The organism is Variovorax sp. Soil_C_19, assembly GCF_057657255.1.
The window spans coordinates 291,615-306,555 of record NZ_JBDGIV010000004.1; the positions used below are offsets into that span (position 1 = coordinate 291,615).

General features: G+C 67.1%; 16 protein-coding genes. 9 read left to right on the top strand and 7 right to left on the bottom strand.

What is annotated here, in order from left to right; genetic code table 11:
- The 3 genes from kdoO to AC3A6R_RS11150 all read left to right on the top strand — a co-directional run bounded on the left by kdoO (nt 1) and on the right by AC3A6R_RS11150 (nt 1,838).
- Nucleotides 1-870: a Kdo hydroxylase KdoO gene (gene kdoO / locus AC3A6R_RS11140; protein WP_487864411.1), complete on the top strand. Its 870-nt coding sequence runs from the start codon at nt 1-3 to the stop codon at nt 868-870.
- 63 nt (nt 871-933) lie between these two features.
- Nucleotides 934-1,410 carry a transcription elongation factor GreA gene (greA, locus tag AC3A6R_RS11145; protein WP_487859301.1) on the top strand — a complete coding sequence of 159 codons (477 nt, stop codon included), beginning with the start codon at nt 934-936 and terminating at the stop codon, nt 1,408-1,410.
- Nucleotides 1,411-1,418: 8 nt separating this feature from the next.
- Nucleotides 1,419-1,838, top strand: a complete 420-nt coding sequence (locus AC3A6R_RS11150) for a DUF4149 domain-containing protein (RefSeq protein WP_487859300.1) — start codon at nt 1,419-1,421, stop codon at nt 1,836-1,838.
- Between the two features lie 19 nt (nt 1,839-1,857).
- Here AC3A6R_RS11150 and AC3A6R_RS11155 read toward each other — a convergent pair whose 3' ends face one another.
- The gene (locus AC3A6R_RS11155) at nt 1,858-2,616 is read right to left on the bottom strand and encodes a glycosyltransferase (protein ID WP_487859299.1); all 759 of its coding nucleotides are present in this window, start codon (nt 2,614-2,616) and stop codon (nt 1,858-1,860) included.
- Nucleotides 2,617-2,618: 2 nt separating this feature from the next.
- Nucleotides 2,619-3,098, bottom strand: a complete 480-nt coding sequence (locus tag AC3A6R_RS11160; RefSeq protein WP_487859298.1) for a YhbY family RNA-binding protein — start codon at nt 3,096-3,098, stop codon at nt 2,619-2,621.
- A gap of 87 nt (nt 3,099-3,185) precedes the next feature.
- On the opposite strand from AC3A6R_RS11160, the gene AC3A6R_RS11165 reads away from it, so the two are divergent.
- The 6 genes from AC3A6R_RS11165 (at nt 3,186) to AC3A6R_RS11190 (ending at nt 9,306) form a co-directional block, all read left to right on the top strand.
- Complete coding sequence (locus tag AC3A6R_RS11165) at nt 3,186-3,854, top strand: RlmE family RNA methyltransferase (protein WP_487859297.1); 669 nt, start codon at nt 3,186-3,188, stop codon at nt 3,852-3,854.
- 189 nt (nt 3,855-4,043) lie between these two features.
- A complete protein-coding gene (gene ftsH / locus AC3A6R_RS11170; protein WP_487859296.1) occupies nt 4,044-5,960 on the top strand; it encodes an ATP-dependent zinc metalloprotease FtsH in 1,917 nt (638 codons plus the stop codon).
- Between the two features lie 72 nt (nt 5,961-6,032).
- Entirely contained in the window at nt 6,033-6,905 is an 873-nt protein-coding gene (gene folP / locus AC3A6R_RS11175; protein ID WP_487859295.1) for a dihydropteroate synthase, read from the top strand.
- A gap of 36 nt (nt 6,906-6,941) precedes the next feature.
- On the top strand, nt 6,942-8,279 hold the full coding sequence (glmM, locus tag AC3A6R_RS11180; RefSeq protein ID WP_487859294.1) for a phosphoglucosamine mutase: 1,338 nt from the start codon (nt 6,942-6,944) through the stop codon (nt 8,277-8,279).
- Entirely contained in the window at nt 8,276-8,830 is a 555-nt protein-coding gene (locus AC3A6R_RS11185) for an MOSC domain-containing protein (RefSeq protein ID WP_487859293.1), read from the top strand. The genes glmM and AC3A6R_RS11185 overlap by 4 nt, the downstream gene beginning before the upstream one ends.
- A complete protein-coding gene (locus tag AC3A6R_RS11190) occupies nt 8,827-9,306 on the top strand; it encodes a GNAT family N-acetyltransferase (protein ID WP_487859292.1) in 480 nt (159 codons plus the stop codon). Before AC3A6R_RS11185 ends, AC3A6R_RS11190 begins: the two co-directional genes overlap by 4 nt.
- 88 nt (nt 9,307-9,394) lie before the next feature.
- Here AC3A6R_RS11190 and AC3A6R_RS11195 read toward each other — a convergent pair whose 3' ends face one another.
- From AC3A6R_RS11195 to AC3A6R_RS11215, 5 genes are read right to left on the bottom strand one after another with little or no spacing between them, the layout of a single operon-like run.
- Nucleotides 9,395-10,666, bottom strand: a complete 1,272-nt coding sequence (locus AC3A6R_RS11195) for an acyl-CoA dehydrogenase family protein (RefSeq protein WP_487859291.1) — start codon at nt 10,664-10,666, stop codon at nt 9,395-9,397.
- Nucleotides 10,667-10,701: 35 nt separating this feature from the next.
- Entirely contained in the window at nt 10,702-11,808 is a 1,107-nt protein-coding gene (locus AC3A6R_RS11200; protein ID WP_487859290.1) for a phosphotransferase, read from the bottom strand.
- 1 nt (nt 11,809) lies between these two features.
- A complete protein-coding gene (locus tag AC3A6R_RS11205; protein WP_487859289.1) occupies nt 11,810-12,529 on the bottom strand; it encodes a Crp/Fnr family transcriptional regulator in 720 nt (239 codons plus the stop codon).
- Nucleotides 12,530-12,586: 57 nt separating this feature from the next.
- Nucleotides 12,587-13,366 carry an oxepin-CoA hydrolase, alternative type gene (locus AC3A6R_RS11210; RefSeq protein ID WP_487859288.1) on the bottom strand — a complete coding sequence of 260 codons (780 nt, stop codon included), beginning with the start codon at nt 13,364-13,366 and terminating at the stop codon, nt 12,587-12,589.
- Between the two features lie 48 nt (nt 13,367-13,414).
- Entirely contained in the window at nt 13,415-14,935 is a 1,521-nt protein-coding gene (locus tag AC3A6R_RS11215) for a 3-hydroxyacyl-CoA dehydrogenase (protein ID WP_487859287.1), read from the bottom strand.
- Nucleotides 14,936-14,941 lie beyond the last annotated feature (6 nt).

Genomic DNA, 14,941 nt, shown 5'->3' on the forward strand with positions numbered 1-14,941 from the left:
ATGCAGACGCAGCTCGTCGAACTCGACCTCGCGCTCTGGGATGCGGCCACGCCCAACGAGGCGTGGATCGCGGAACTGGAGGCGGGCAAGGTCCTGTACTTTCCGCGGCTGGGCTTCGAGCTGCTGCCCGAAGAGCGGGCGTTGCTGACGCCGGGGCTGCTCGCGCCCGGCGTGCGCAACATCAGCCTCGATGCCGAGGGCCAGCTCAAGGGCGCCGTCGGCGACGCGCCGGTACAGCGCGCCACCGCGACGATGGTGGGGCGGTTCCGCGCACAGGCCACGCAACTCATCCATGGGCTGCTGCCGCACTACACACCGGCGCTGCGCCTCGCGCCCACGAGCTACCGGCCCGCGCAGGTCGAGACGCGCGTGCAATCGTGGCGCGCCGACGACCGGCGGCTGCATGTAGACGCGTTTCCCTCGCGGCCCAACTACGGCGAGCGCATCCTGCGCGTGTTCACCAACGTCAATCCCGAAGGCGCGCCGCGCGTGTGGCGCGTCGGCGAGCCGTTCGAGGATGTCGCGAAGCGCTTCCTGCCGCGCGCCAAGCCCTACGCGCGCTGGCAAGCCAGGCTGCTGCAGGCGCTGCATGTGACCAAGTCCTTTCGCAGCGAATACGACCATTTGATGCTGCAGCTGCACGACGGCATGAAGTCGGACATGGCCTACCAGGCGGATTCGCCGCAGGAAACCGCGAAGTTTCCGCCCGGTTCGGTCTGGGTCTGCTTTTCGGACCAGACCTCGCACGCGGTCATGACGGGGCAGTACATGCTCGAGCAGACCCTTCATCTGCCCGCGTCAAAGCAATACAATCCCGATTCGAGCCCGCTCGCCATCCTGAGCCGGCTGACCGGACGTCCGCTCGTTTGAGAGACGTCCCCATCGACCGCCGAACGGCAGCGTTCGGCGGTTTCGCTTTATGGAGAACTAGATATGGCGACCATCCCCATCACCAAGCGCGGCGCGGAGAAGCTGCGTGAAGAGCTGCGCAGGCTCAAGTCGCAGGACCGTCCCGCGATCATCGGCGCCATCGCCGAGGCGCGGGCCCAGGGCGACATCAGCGAGAACGCCGAGTACGAAGCCGCCAAGGACCGCCAGGGCTTTATCGAGGGCCGCATCATCGAGATCGAAGGCAAGCTCTCGGCCGCGCAGGTCATCGATCCGTCCGAACTCGATGCCGGCGGCAAGGTCGTGTTCGGCTCGACCGTCGACCTCGAGGAAGAGGACAGCGGCGACGCCGTCCAGTACCAGATCGTCGGCGAGGACGAGGCCGACCTGAAGCAGGGCCTGATCAATGTGTCGAGCCCGATCGCCCGCGCGCTGATCGGCAAGGAAGAGGGCGACACGGCCGAGGTGCAGACGCCCGGCGGCCTCAAGCGCTACGAGATCGTGGCGGTGCGCTACCTCTGATCGCACGCATGAAGGCGCGTCTTGCCCTGCTGCTGGCCGCTTTCTGGTGGGGCAGCCTCACGACCATCGGCTTTCTCGTGGTGCCGATGCTCTTTGCGAAGCTCGGCAACCCGGCCGTGGCCGGCAACTTCGCAGGCCAGCTGTTCGAGGCCCAGAGCTGGATCGCGATCGGCTGCGGGCTGTTGCTGCTGGTTCATTTCAGGACCCAGATGGACGACCGCATCGATGCGGCCTCGATGGGCGCGATCTTCCTGATCCTTGCGGCGCTCCTGCTTGCGCTGCTGCAGCAGTACGCCGTGGCGCCGCGGATCCTGGCGCGCGACAACCTGAAGCTGTGGCATGCCGTGGGAAGCGGCATGTACCTCGTGCAGTGGCTGTGCGCGGGAGCGCTGCTGTGGCGCATGAGCGCCCGTCCGGCCGCGGCCTGAGCCGCCGCCGACCCGTCAGTCACTCTTTCCAGAACTTCGCGACCCAGGTCGCGGGCCGGATGTAGCGGAAGGCCCGGTTGCGCCGGCCGGCAAGCGCATCGGGAGGATTGCATTCGCCGTGGAACACCATGATCCGTGCGCCTTCGGGCACGAAGGGCGCTTCCCAGTAATTGGTCGGCCAGGTCGGGATGCCGTGGTACTTGAAGCTCGGGCACCAGGCCGCGGGCCAGTAGGCCAACTTGCCCCGCTTGTGCATCATGGCCGAAAGATAGGTCTGCTCGTTGCGGTACTCGGCCTGAACCTGGTCCATGTTGTCGCGAAAATGCGCCAGCACGTCGGCATGGGCACCGAGCTCGAAGCGGTAGACCGACGAATTGCCGGTGATGCGCTGGCGCCGCCAGGGCCGAGCGTAGTCGTGGATGATGAGGAATTCGCCCGGCTGCTCGAAGAAGGCGTCGAGGCTGCCCACGACGACCACGTCGAGGTCGAGGAAGAGGGCGGTGCCGCGCAGCCCGTGCAGATCGCGCTCGAAGGTCGTGAGCTTCTTCCAGGCGCCGTCGCGCTGGCCGGGCGCCAGGTGCAGGTTGAGCGGCGGGATCGGCAGGCAGGCGACCTCGGGCCGGACGCCGGCGCCATCGTCGGTCAGGCACACGAACTTGAAATCGCCGCTGAGGTGGCGGCGCACCATCGCGTAGAGCCGGTTGACGTACTCGGGGCCGTACTTCGTGCCCCACTTCATGCAGAGGATATGGCGCTCGGCGCCTTTCGCCGGCGCCAAGCTCAGTCTGCCTGGTTGCGCTTCTTGGCCGACAACGGGCGCTTCGCCTTGGCACGCTTGATGGTGCCGCCGGGGGTGAGACGCTGGTTGCCGAGCACCCGCAGGGTCTTGATCTCGGGACGCTGGCCGGCGCGCTTGCTGTACTTGACGATCTTCACATCACGCGGGCCGGGCATGCGGTCTTCGTCGACCACGCGCTCTTTCTCGGGCTTCGGGCGCCACAGCACCAGCAGCTTGCCGATGTGCTGGATCGGCGCGGCGTTGAGCTCTTCGGCCAGCTCTTGCAGCATCGCATCGCGCGCGAGGCGGTCGTCGGAGAACACGCGGATCTTGATCAGGCCGTGCGCCTTGAGCGCCGCGTCGGCCTCTTTCTTCACGGCAGGGGTCAGCCCGTCTCCACCGACCATGACGATCGGATCCAGGTGGTGAGCTTCGGCGCGGTGCACCTTGCGCTCGGCAGGGGTAAGTTGAATGGCGGGCATCCCCGTATTATCGGACGTTCTCGAATGCATTCATGAGCCGCCGGGCCGCCCCAAGGCGAATACCGCAGCGAATGCGAAGGCTATCCAATGAGCACCAAGCCCAAAAGCAAAAAAGTCAACAAGGCGTGGCTGCACGACCATATCAACGACCCCTACGTGAAGCTCGCCACGCGGGAGGGCTACCGAGCGCGCGCCGCCTACAAGCTCAAGGAGATCGACGAGGCGTTCGGCCTCGTGAAGCCGGGGCACTTGGTGGTCGACCTCGGCTCCACGCCCGGCGCCTGGAGCCAGTACCTGCGCCGCCGCATGTCGCCCGGGGGCGCCGCCGCGGGCGAGCTCAACGGCACCATCATCTCGTTGGACATGCTGCCGATGGATCCGATCGAGGGTGTGACCTTCCTGCAGGGCGACTTCCGCGAGGCCGACCTGCTGGCGCAGGTGCAGACGGTGCTGGCGGGCCGCAAGGCCGATCTGGTGGTCTCGGACATGGCGCCCAACCTCTCGGGCATCCACTCGGCGGACGCGGCGCGCGTGGCGCACCTGATCGAGCTGGCCATCGACTTCGCCCAGCACCACCTGAGGCCCGAGGGAGCCCTGGTCGCCAAGCTGTTCCACGGCAGCGGCTACGACGAACTCGTGAAGCTGTTCAAGGCCAATTTCCGGACTGTGAAGCCGTTCAAGCCGAAGGCCTCGCGCGACAAATCTGCCGAAACCTTTCTGGTCGGCATGGGTCTCAAGGGGCAGGAAACGCTTTGATACCTTGAGGCTGCGGGCCCGATTTCGGTGCAATACGGGCAATTCCTACCGGTCAACCCTTGCGGGGCTATGGCTGCTTTAGGGAAATGCCGCTTTTTCGCAGCTTGAAAAGCCTAAAATGGAGCGCAATTGCGTATCCGTAGCGCGTCCTTTCACAATCTTGTCACGCGCTTTTGACTGGAGCTTCGTTTGAACAATCAGTGGTTTTCCAAAGTTGCCGTCTGGCTCGTCATTGCCATGGTGTTGTTCACTGTGTTCAAGCAGTTCGACACCCGTGGCGGCGTCGGCTCGGGAATGGTGAGCTATTCGGAGTTCCTGGACCAGGTCCGGAACAATCAGATCAAGAGCGCCGTTATCCCTGAGGGCGCGAGCGGCGGCGAAATCGTCGCCGTCACCAACGACGACCGCAAGATCCGCACCGTCGCTACGGTCCTCGACCGCGGCCTGGTCGGCGACCTGATCGACCACAACGTCAAGTTCGACGTCAAGCCGCGCGAAGAAGGGTCGCTGCTCATGACGCTGCTCGTGAGCTGGGGCCCGATGCTGCTCTTGATCGGCGTCTGGATCTACTTCATGCGGCAGATGCAGGGCGGCGGCAAGGGCGGGGCATTCAGCTTCGGCAAGAGCAAGGCCCGCATGATGGACGAGAACAACAACACGGTCACCTTCGCCGATGTCGCAGGCTGCGACGAGGCCAAGGAAGAGGTCCGTGAGGTCGTCGACTTCCTGAAGGACCCGCAGCGCTTCCAGAAGCTCGGCGGTCGCATTCCGCGTGGCTTGCTGCTGGTCGGCCCCCCGGGCACCGGCAAGACCCTGCTGGCCAAGTCGATCGCTGGCGAAGCCAAGGTGCCGTTCTTCTCGATCTCGGGTTCCGACTTCGTCGAGATGTTCGTCGGCGTCGGCGCGGCCCGCGTGCGCGACATGTTCGAGAACGCCAAGAAGAACGCACCCTGCATCATCTTCATCGACGAAATCGATGCAGTGGGCCGCCAGCGCGGCGCCGGCCTCGGTGGCGGCAACGACGAGCGCGAGCAGACGCTGAACCAGATGCTGGTCGAGATGGACGGTTTCGAGACCAACCTCGGCGTGATCGTGGTCGCGGCCACCAACCGCCCCGACATCCTGGACGCCGCACTGCTGCGCCCCGGCCGCTTCGACCGCCAGGTGTACGTTACGCTGCCCGACATCCGCGGCCGCGAGCAGATCCTCGGCGTGCACATGCGCAAGGTGCCGCTGGGTCAGGACGTGAACCCGAGCGTGATCGCGCGCGGCACGCCGGGCATGTCGGGCGCCGACCTGGCCAACCTCTGCAACGAAGCGGCGCTCATGGCTGCGCGCCGCAATGCGCGCGTCGTCGAGATGCAGGACTTCGAGAAGGCCAAGGACAAGATCTTCATGGGCCCCGAGCGCAAGAGCATGGTCATGCCCGAGGAAGAGCGCCGCAATACGGCCTACCACGAGTCGGGCCACGCGCTCATCGGCAAGCTGCTGCCCAAGTGCGATCCGGTGCACAAGGTCACCATCATTCCGCGCGGCCGGGCGCTCGGCGTGACCATGAGCCTGCCGGCGCAAGACCGCTACAGCTACGACCGCGAATACATGCTGAACCAGATCAGCATGCTGTTCGGCGGCCGCATCGCCGAAGAAGTGTTCATGCACCAGATGACCACGGGCGCCAGCAACGACTTCGAGCGCGCGACCTCCATCGCCCGCGACATGGTCACGCGCTACGGCATGTCCGACGCGTTGGGCCCGATGGTCTACGCCGAGAACGAAGGCGAAGTGTTCCTCGGCCGCTCGGTGACCAAGACCACCAACATGAGCGAGCAGACCATGGAAAAGGTCGACGGCGAAGTGCGTCGCATCATCGACGAGCAGTACGCCCTGGCGCGCGGCCTCATCGAAGAGAACAGCGACAAGATGCACGCCATGGCCAAGGCGCTGCTCGAGTGGGAAACCATCGACACCGAGCAGCTCGACGACATCATGGCCGGCCGCGCACCGCGCCCGCCCAAGGACTGGACGCCACGCGTTCCGCCCTCGGGCAGCGACGGCAGCGGCGGAACGCCAGCGGTCAACCCGGATCCCGCGCCGAGCGCCGCCTGAGGTGCCTCCGGAATCCGACAGCAACGGGGCCGTGGGCCCCGTTTTCGATGATCCGGATGAAGAAGGCGCCGCATGACAACCCCGATGGCGCCGACGGCCTGGCAGACCAGCCGCTTCTCGATCGATCTCGCGCAGCCGCGCGTGATGGGCATCGTCAACGTCACGCCTGATTCCTTTTCCGACGGTGGCGCCCACGCCTCCACCGAAGCCGCGCTGCGGCATTGCGAGCAGCTGCTGAAGGAAGGGGCCGACATCCTCGACATCGGCGGCGAATCCACCCGTCCCGGCAGCCCGGCCGTGCCGCTCGAGGCCGAACTGGCGCGGGTGCTGCCAGTCGTGCGCGAGGCCGTGCGGCTCCAGGTGCCGCTTTCCGTCGACACCTACAAGCCCGAGGTCATGCGCGCCGTGCTCGACCTGGGCGCCGACATCGTCAACGACGTGTGGGCGCTGCGGCAGCCCGGTGCGCGCGAAGCGGTCGCTGCGCATCCTTCGTGCGGCATCTGCCTGATGCACATGCACCGCGATCCGCAGACGATGCAGGCCGCGCCCATGCAGGGCGACGTCGTTCCCGAGGTGCTGTCGTTCTGGCGGGCGCAGCTGGCGTTGCTGCGGGTGCTCGGTATCGCGCCTGCGCGCATCACGCTCGACCCGGGCATCGGCTTCGGCAAGACCGTGGCCCAGAACTTCTCGTTGCTGGCGCGGCAGCGCGAACTCCAGGCAGCGGGGCATCCGCTGCTGCTAGGCTGGTCGCGCAAGTCGTCGATCGGCTCCGTCAGCGGCATTCCTGTCGCGGCCGAGCGCCTTGTGCCGAGCGTGGCGGCGGCCGTGCTCGCGGTCGACCGCGGTGCCGCCGTCGTGCGCGTGCACGACGTGCGCGATACCGTGACGGCGCTCGCCGTGTGGCGCGCCATGAAGGCCGAAACACCGGCCCCGCTAGTTAGGTAGTCTTCGATCAACAAATTCCACAACAAGAAGCGTTCCATGACCCGCAAATATTTCGGCACCGACGGCATCCGCGGCACGGTCGGCCAATCGCCCATCACGCCCGATTTCGTGCTGCGCCTCGCACATGCCGTGGGCCGCGTGCTCAAGAAGACCGAGGCGCGCCCCACGGTGCTGATCGGCAAGGACACGCGCATCTCGGGCTACATGCTCGAATCCGCGCTCGAATCGGGCTTCAACTCGGCGGGCGTCGACGTGGTGCTGCTCGGGCCGCTTCCCACGCCCGGCGTCGCCTACCTCACGCGTACGCAGCGCGCGAGCCTCGGCGTGGTGATCAGCGCGAGCCACAACGCGTTTCCCGACAACGGCATCAAGTTCTTCAGCGCGCAGGGCACCAAGCTCGACGACGCGTGGGAACTGGCCGTGGAAGCGGCGCTCGAGGAAGCACCGACATGGGTCACTTCCGCCGATCTCGGCAAGGCGCGCCGCCTCGACGATGCGGCCGGGCGCTACATCGAGTTCTGCAAGAGCACCTTCGCGAGCGACCTCACGCTGCGCGGCATGAAGCTCGTGGTCGATGCCGCGCATGGCGCGGCCTACCAGGTGGCGCCGAACGTGTTCCACGAACTCGGCGCCGAGGTCGCGAGCATCGGCTGCGCGCCCGATGGCCTCAACATCAACGAAGGTGTGGGTGCGACGCATCCCGCCGCGCTCGTGGCGGCGGTGACGGCGCAGCAGGCCGACTACGGCATCGCGCTCGACGGCGACGCCGACCGGCTGCAACTCGTCGATGCAAGCGGGCGCCTGTTCAACGGCGACGAACTGCTCTACCTCATGGTTGCCGAGCGCATTGCACGCGGCGACAAGCCGGTGGGCGTGGTGGGCACCCTCATGACCAACAAGGCCGTTGAAGTCGCGCTGCGCGGGCAGGGCGTCGAGTTCGTGCGTGCCAAGGTGGGCGACCGCTATGTGCTCGAGGAACTCGAGCAGCGCGGCTGGCTGCTCGGTGGCGAGGGCTCGGGCCATCTGCTGGCGCTCGACCGCCACACCACGGGCGACGGCATCGTGAGCGCGCTGCAGGTATTGCAGGCCTGCGTGCGCAGCGGCAAAACGGTGGCCCAGTTGCTTGAGGGCGTCACGCTGTTCCCGCAGACGCTGATCAACGTCCGCTTGGCGCCGGGGCAGGACTGGACGAACAACGCGGCCTTGCGCAGCGAGACCGTGCGCATCGAAGCCGAGCTCGGCGACAGCGGCCGTGTGCTGATCCGCGCGAGCGGCACTGAACCGCTGGTGCGTGTGATGGTCGAGGCGCGCGATGCGAAGCAGGCCGAATCGTGCGCGAAACAGCTCGCCGCCACGCTGGAGCCGGCGGCTTGAGTGCGCCAGCGACGCCACAGGTGCTGGCGGTGCACGCCAGCGACGTGCACGGCTTCTCGAAATTCGCCGAACCGTCGGTGCGGCTGCTCGCCGGCCTCGGCGTGGGGGGCGACACCCACGCGGGCCGCACCGTGCAGCATCGCTCGCGCGTCGCGCGCGACGCCAGTGCGCCCAACCTTCGCCAGGTGCATTTGCTGCATGCCGAACTCTTCGACGAGTTGGTCGACGCGGGCTTCGCGGTGTTCCCCGGCGACCTGGGCGAGAACATCACGACACGTGGCATCGATCTGCTGGCACTGCCCACGGGCACGCGCTTGCGCCTCGGCGCCGAAGCGATCGTCGAACTCACCGGCCTGCGCAATCCCTGCAGCCAGATCGACCGCTTTCAGAAAGGTCTGATGGCGGCCACGCTGGCGCGCGACGCAGACGGCACGCTGGTGCGCAAGGCCGGCGTGATGTCCATCGTCGTCTCGGGCGGAGAGGTACGAGCCGCAGACGCCATCCGCATCGAACTGCCGGCGGGCGAACCGCGGCGGCTGGAGCCCGTGTGATCGAGATTCTTCTGGCGGACTACCGCACGAGCGCGCACGCCAGCGCGCTGGTCGACTTGCTGGATGCCTATGCACGCGATGCGGCAGGTGGCGGCACGCCGCTGACAGAAGAGGTGAAGCAGGGCTTGCCGGCCGCCCTGGCTGCGCGCCCACAGGCTTTCAGCGTGCTGGCCTTCGACGGCGCCACGCCGGTCGGGCTCGTCAACTGCATCGAAGGTTTCTCGACCTTCGCGTGCCGGCCGCTGGTCAATGTGCATGACGTGGTCGTGCTGGCGAGCCACCGCGGCCGGCGCGTCGCGCAGCAGATGTTCGCGAGGGTCGAGGATGAGGCGCGCAAGCGCGGCGCCTGCAAGCTCACGCTCGAAGTGCTGTCGGGCAATGCGCCGGCTCTGCGCGCGTACGCGCGCGAGGAGTTCGCCGGCTATCAGCTCGACCCGGCGTTCGGCCAAGCGGTCTTCCTGCAGAAGAAACTCTGAACAAAGAAAAGGGCCGGGGCGAATGGATCGCCGTCGGCCCTCGGCCACCCGCTCCCGGAAGGAGCGGGTGGCATGCAGAAGCAGAAGATCAGAAGCGCGTGACGGGCGCCTCGGCTTCGGTCTTGGCTGCCGAGTACTTGCCCAGTTCCCACTTCGCGATCGCATTGCGGTGCACTTCGTCGGGACCGTCGGCAAAGCGCAGCGTGCGTGCGCCGGCATAGGCGTAGGCGAGCGGGAAGTCGTCGCACATGCCGCCGCCGCCGTGCACCTGCATGGCCCAGTCGATCACCTGGCAGGCCATGCTCGGCGCCACCACCTTGATCATCGCGATCTCGTTCTTCGCGACCTTGTTGCCGGCCACGTCCATGAGCCAGGCGGCCTTCAGCGTCAGCAGGCGAGCCATGTCGATCTTGCAGCGTGCTTCGGCGATGCGCTCCTGCGTCACGGTCTGCGAGGCGACGGTCTTGCCGAAGGCCACGCGTGAGGAGGCGCGCTTGCACATCAGCTCGAGCGCGCGTTCGGCCAGGCCGATCAGGCGCATGCAGTGGTGGATGCGTCCGGGGCCGAGGCGTCCCTGTGCGATCTCGAAGCCGCGGCCTTCGCCCAGCAGGATGTTGTCGACGGGCACTCGCACGTTCTCGAAGTACATCTCGACGTGGCCGTGCGGTGCGTCGTCATAGCCCATCACGTTGAGCGGACGCACGATGCGGATGCCCTTCGTGTCGGCCGGCACGATGACCATGCTCTGCTGCGAATGCCGCGGCGCGTCGGGATCGCTCTTGCCCATGGTGATGAAGACCGCGCAGCGCGGATCGGCCGCGCCCGAGATCCACCACTTGTGGCCGTTGATCACGTACTCGTTGCCCTGTCGCTCGATGCGCGTCGAGATGTTGGTGGCGTCGCTGGAAGCGACTTCGGGCTCGGTCATCGCGAAGGCCGAGCGGATCTGGCCCTCGAGCAGCGGCTTGAGCCAACGCGCCTTGATGGCGTCGGAGCCGTAGCGGGCGATCGTCTCCATGTTGCCGGTGTCGGGCGCCGAGCAGTTGAAGACTTCCGATGCCCATTGCACGCGGCCCATCAGCTCGGCCAGCGGCGCGTATTCCTGGTTCGTGAGCCCCGCGCCTTCGTAGCCCGAGGCTGCGGCGCTGTCGACCGGCAGGAAGAGGTTCCACAGGCCCTGGGCCTTGGCCTTGTCCTTGAGCTTCTCAACGGTGTTGAGTGCCGTCCAGCGCTTGCCGGCCGCCGTGTTCGCGGCCAGCTCGGCCGCGTACTCGGCTTCGGCCGGAAAGATGTAGTCGTCCATGAACGCGCTGACGCGTTTCTGCAGTTCTTTGGTTTTGGCCGAGTATTCGAAGTCCATCTCTGTCTCCTTGGGTGATGGGTGATGTGGGACAGCTAGGCCTTTTGGGCAAACTGCCAGGCCATTTCGGCCATGGGACGAGCGCCGCGGGCCGATGCCACGGCTTGCTCGCTCGATGCGGTGCCGGCCTCGACCCGTTTGGCAATGCCTTGCAGGATCGCAGCCATGCGGAACAGGTTGTAGGCCAGGTAGAAGTTCCAGTCGGGCGCCAGCGCTTCGGGCGTGCCGATGCGCGTGCGCTCGCAGTAGCGGCGGATGTATTCGCTCTCGGTGGGAATGCCGAGCGCGGCCACGTCCACGCCGCCGATGCCGCGGCCGGTGGTGGGCGGCATGTGCCACGACATGCAGTGGTAGCTGAAGTCGGCCAGCGGATGGCCCAGCGTCGAGAGCTCCCAGTCGAGCACCGCGATGATCCGCGGCTCGGTGGGGTGGAACATCACGTTGTCGAGGCGGTAGTCGCCATGGACGATCGAGATCTTGCTTTCGTCGCGCGCGCTCGCCGGCATGTGCGCAGGCAGCCAGTCGATGAGCCGCTCCATGGCCTCGATGGGCCGCGAGAGTTCGCCGGCACCGTCTGCCGAAGCCTTGTACTGCTTGCTCCAGCGGCCGATCTGGCGTTCGAAGTAGTTGCCGGGCTTGCCGTAGTCGGCGAGTCCGCGCTCGGCGAACTTCACCGTGTGCAGCGCCGCGATCACGCGGTTCATCTCGTCGTAGATCGCCGCGCGTCCGGCGTTGTCCATGCCGGGAAGCGACTGGTCCCAGAGCACGCGGCCCTGCATGAATTCCATCACGTAGAAGGCGCGGCCGATGATGGCTTCGTCTTCGCACAGGCAGTGCATGCGCGGCACGGGCACGTCGGTGCCGGCCAGGCCGCTCATGACCTTGAATTCGCGCTCCACCGCATGCGCCGAAGGCAGCAGCTTGGCGACGGGACCGGGCTTGGCGCGCATGACGTAGCTGCGCTTCGGCGTGACGAGCTTGTAGGTCGGGTTGGATTGCCCACCCTTGAACATCTCGACCGTGAGCGGCCCCTCGAAGCCCTCGAGGTGCACTGCGAGCCAGGCCGCAAGGACCTCGACGTCGAAGGCATGCTGCGCCGAGACCGCGCGGGTGCCGATGAAACTGGAGAAATCCTGGCTCATGTCAATGATCTGCTTCCGAGATGCGCATCAAGGCTGCGCGGTCCAGCACCACGAGGCCGCCTGGCTCGATCCGGATCGTGCCCTCGCGCTCCATGGTCTTGAGTTCCTGGTTGACGCGCTGGCGCGAGGCGCCGAGCAGCTGCGCGAGCTCTTCCTGTGCCAGGTGCAGGCCAATGCGCGTCTGGCTGCCGTCGTCGAGGTTCGGCACGCCGTAGCTGCGCACCAGATGGATCAGCTGCTTCGCGAGCCGCGCGCGCAAGGGCAGGGTGTTGAGGTCTTCCACCAGCCCGAACAGCGTGCGGATGCGGCGCGCCTGCAGCCGCATCAGCGCCTCGTACAGCTCGACGTGGGTCGCGAGGATCTTCTGGAAATCGGCGCGCGCCACGCACAGCACCGTGCTGTCGCCATGCGCATAGGCGTCGTGCGTGCGCCGGTCCCCATCGAACATCGCCACGTCGCCGAACCAGATGCCCGGCTCGACGTAGGTCAGCGTCACCTGCTTGCCCGAGACCGCCGTCGAGCTGACGCGCACGGCACCCTTGGCACAGGCGATCCAGTGATCGGGCGGGTCGCCGCGGGCAGCGATCAGGTCGCCGTCCTTGAAGCGTTTGACGAAAGCGCATCGAAGAATGTCGTGCCGTAGCGATGGTGAGAGAGAAGAAAACCAGCGACCACTGTTGATCGCTTCACGTTCTTCGATGGTAAGAATGGGGTCGTCCATTGGTCTGTCCTGTCGGCGACTGAAAGGCTGGAAGGTGTCACGGGAGCGACGGCGCGCTTATCCGTACTGCGGAGGCTTCTTCTCGAGGAAGGCGGCAATGCCGATGCCGGCATTCGGATGATGGAGGTTGCGCACGAAGTGGTCGCGCTCCTGCGAGAGCTGCGACGCGAAGCTGGCGCCCCGCGCCTCGCTGAGCAGTTCCTTGATGCTCGCCAGCGCATTCGGTGCGTGCGCGTTGAGCCGCGCCGCCAGCGCCAGCGCGCCGGCAAGCGCCTGGCCGTTCTCGCTCAGTTCGTTGACGAGGCCGAGCGCATGCAGCCGCGGCGCGGCGATGCGTTCGCCGCACATCAGCCATTCGCTGGCAAGCTGGCGCGGCAGGGCTTGCGCCAGCTCCCAGCTCAGGCCCGCCACGGGAGACAGCGCCAGGTTGCTGTACGACGATGCGAAGACCGCATCGCGCGCGGCCACGATGAAATCGCAGGCCAGCGCCAGCGAGAAGCCTGCACCTGCCGCCGCACCTTCGACGGCCGCAATGATCGGCTTGGGAAAGGCGCGGATCGAGTCGATCCAGTTGTGCAGGCCCTCGACGCTTTCGGCCTGCACCAAGGGATCGCGCTGGCGGTTGTCGGCCAGGCGCTGCAGCGAGCCGCCGGCGCAAAACCAAGCGCCCTGGCCCACGAGCACCACGCTGCGGACCTCGTCGCTGCTCTCCGCGCCGTTGAGCGCCTCGACGCCGGCGGCGTAGATCTCGGGGGCCAGTGCATTGCGCTGGGTCGGGTTGGCGATGGTCAGCACCATGGTGCGTCCCTCGCTGGTGCTTTTCAGTTCGGCGGGCATGGCGGCGGTGCTTTCGTGGAGGATGGTCGGTTCGGCGGCTGACTACTCTTACTCTTCTTCGTGCAGCAGGCTCAGGCCGAGTGCACCACGGCGGCGCAGCCACGGGCTCGGGCGGTAGCGCGGGTCGCCATAGACGGTCTGCAGGTTGAACAACACTTCGAGCATGTTGGTCGGCCCGTGCAGGTTGCCCATGGCGAGCGGTCCGCGCGGGTAGCCGAGGCCGAGCTGGACCGCGGTTTCGAGATCGGCCGGCGAACACACGCGCTGCTGGCACATGTCGGCGGCGATGTTCACGATGGTGCCGACCACCCGTTGGGTGACGAAGCCGCCGCTGTCGCGGATCACGCTGACGGCCTTGCCGTCGCGCGCGAAGAGCGCATGCGCTGCATCGCGCATGTCGCGCCGCGTGGCCGGGTTGGTGGCCAGCACGCGGCGTCGCGTGGCGGCGTCGTCGACCAGCATGTCGATGCCGACGGTGCGCGTGGCGTCCAGGCGCTCGACGGCGGCGATCGTGGTCACGTCGAAGCCGAGCGGCGCCACGAGGATCAGCGAGCCCGGTGCCGCCGTGGCGCCGCTGTCGATCTGCGCGCCCAGCGTGTTGATCAGGCGCAGCAGTTCGGCACGGCGTGCGGCACGCGGCGAGACCCAGACCGAAGGCAAGGTGCCCACGCTCGGCGGCAGTGGTTCGGCGTCCTGCTGCTGGGCCCCGTCGGCGTAGCGATAGAAGCCCTCGCCGGTCTTGCGCCCGAGCACGCCGGCCGCGAGGCGCTGCGCGGTGATCACGCTGGGCCGGAAGCGCGGCTCCTCGTAGTACTGGTGGTAGATCGACTCCATCACCGGGTGCGACACGTCGAGCGCGGTCAAGTCCATCAGCTCAAAGGGGCCGAGGCGGAAGCCCGCCTGGTCCTTGAGGATGCGGTCGACCGTGGCGAAGTCGGCCACGCCTTCGCCGACGATGCGCAGCGCCTCGGTGCCGTAGCCGCGGCCGGCGTGGTTGACGATGAAGCCGGGCGTGTCCTGTGCCTGCACGGCGCTGTGGCCCATCTGTGCGGCGTAGCCCGCCAGCCGCTTGCAGGTGTCGGGTGATGTGCGGAAGCCGGCCACGACCTCGACCACCTTCATCAGCGGCACGGGGTTGAAGAAATGGAAGCCCGCCATCCGCTCGGGATGCGCGAGCCCGGCGGCGATCGCCGTGACCGAGAGCGACGAGGTATTGGTGGCGAGCGTGGCCGCAGGCGTGACGATCGCCTCGAGTTCGCGGAACAGCTTGCGCTTGACTTCGAGGTCTTCGACCACCGCTTCGATCACGAGGTCGCAGCCGGCCAGGGCGGCGATCGAATCGACCGCCTTGACGCGCGCAAGCTGCGCGTCGCGCGTCGGCACGTCGATCCTGCCTTTCTCGTGCAGCTTGTTCCATTGGGCCGCAAGGGCTTCGCGCCCGCGCTCCGCGGCGCCCGCGAAACTGTCGAGCAGCAGTACCTCGCTGCCGGCCTGGGCGGCGATCTGGGCGATGCCCCGCCCCATTGCGCCGGCGCCGACGACGCCGATCCGGGTGTAGTTGACTGTCATTGGAGA

Excerpts from the sequence above, each read along its gene's own strand:
- kdoO (WP_487864411.1), top strand. The coding sequence starts at position 1 with ATGCAGACGCAGCTCGTCGAACTCGACCTCGCGCTCTGGGATGCGGCC.
- greA (WP_487859301.1), top strand. The coding sequence starts at position 934 with ATGGCGACCATCCCCATCACCAAGCGCGGCGCGGAGAAGCTGCGTGAA.
- AC3A6R_RS11150 (WP_487859300.1), top strand. The coding sequence starts at position 1,419 with ATGAAGGCGCGTCTTGCCCTGCTGCTGGCCGCTTTCTGGTGGGGCAGC.
- AC3A6R_RS11160 (WP_487859298.1), bottom strand. The coding sequence starts at position 3,098 with ATGCCCGCCATTCAACTTACCCCTGCCGAGCGCAAGGTGCACCGCGCC.
- AC3A6R_RS11165 (WP_487859297.1), top strand. The coding sequence starts at position 3,186 with ATGAGCACCAAGCCCAAAAGCAAAAAAGTCAACAAGGCGTGGCTGCAC.
- folP (WP_487859295.1), top strand. The coding sequence starts at position 6,033 with ATGACAACCCCGATGGCGCCGACGGCCTGGCAGACCAGCCGCTTCTCG.
- glmM (WP_487859294.1), top strand. The coding sequence starts at position 6,942 with ATGACCCGCAAATATTTCGGCACCGACGGCATCCGCGGCACGGTCGGC.
- AC3A6R_RS11195 (WP_487859291.1), bottom strand. The coding sequence starts at position 10,666 with ATGGACTTCGAATACTCGGCCAAAACCAAAGAACTGCAGAAACGCGTC.
- AC3A6R_RS11200 (WP_487859290.1), bottom strand. The coding sequence starts at position 11,808 with ATGAGCCAGGATTTCTCCAGTTTCATCGGCACCCGCGCGGTCTCGGCG.
- AC3A6R_RS11205 (WP_487859289.1), bottom strand. The coding sequence starts at position 12,529 with ATGGACGACCCCATTCTTACCATCGAAGAACGTGAAGCGATCAACAGT.
- AC3A6R_RS11210 (WP_487859288.1), bottom strand. The coding sequence starts at position 13,366 with ATGCCCGCCGAACTGAAAAGCACCAGCGAGGGACGCACCATGGTGCTG.
- AC3A6R_RS11215 (WP_487859287.1), bottom strand. The coding sequence starts at position 14,935 with ATGACAGTCAACTACACCCGGATCGGCGTCGTCGGCGCCGGCGCAATG.